This is a genomic window from Bradyrhizobium nitroreducens, from assembly GCF_002776695.1.
Lineage (GTDB): Bacteria > Pseudomonadota > Alphaproteobacteria > Rhizobiales > Xanthobacteraceae > Bradyrhizobium > Bradyrhizobium nitroreducens.
In genome coordinates, this window is the sequence record NZ_LFJC01000003.1 from 6849820 (window position 1) to 6850418 (window position 599).

The window sequence follows — 599 nt, forward strand, 5'->3', positions numbered from 1 at the left end:
CGACTGGCGGGTCGACAGCGCCTGGCTGTTGGCCGCCTCGGTGTTGGTGTCGGCCAGGGTCAGGTTCGACGAGCCGGTCTGCAGCACGTTGATCAGGCTCTTGTTGAAGTCCTGACGAACCTGCACCACCGAGAGGTTCGAACCGAGGCTCGAAGCTTCAGAGCGCAGCGTGCTCGACGCGGCGTTCAGGTTGGTCAGCACCTTGTTGGTGGCAGCGTTGTCGATGAAATCGACACCGCTGGTCAGCGCAGCAAGGCCCAGACCCTTGGAGTTGTAGGTCACGCCGGTGATGCTGAGGTTCGACTTGCCGGTCTCGTCGAACACCAGCTTGAGCTGGTCGCCGTTCAACAGGTTGACGCCGTTGAACGAGGAGTCCTGCGAGGTGGTGTCGATCTGGTTCAGGATGTTGTTGTACTGATTGACCAGATTGGCGCGAGCCGTCTGGGCAACCGTATCCTGGACGGGGCTGGAAGCCGTCGAGAAGGTCAGCGCCGAGGTGAGCGTGCCGCCGATCGCGCCACCCGCGGCGCTCGATCCGATGGTCGAGGACGCGTAGTCGTTGGTGGTCGAGACCGTCAGCAGGCCGTTGGCGTCGATCG

Annotated in this window: 1 pseudogene; it reads right to left on the minus strand. The window is 62.9% G+C overall.

The annotated features are described in order from the left end of the window. Positions 1–599, minus strand: a pseudogene (locus TSA1_RS32570) (DUF1522 domain-containing protein); the annotation flags it as partial.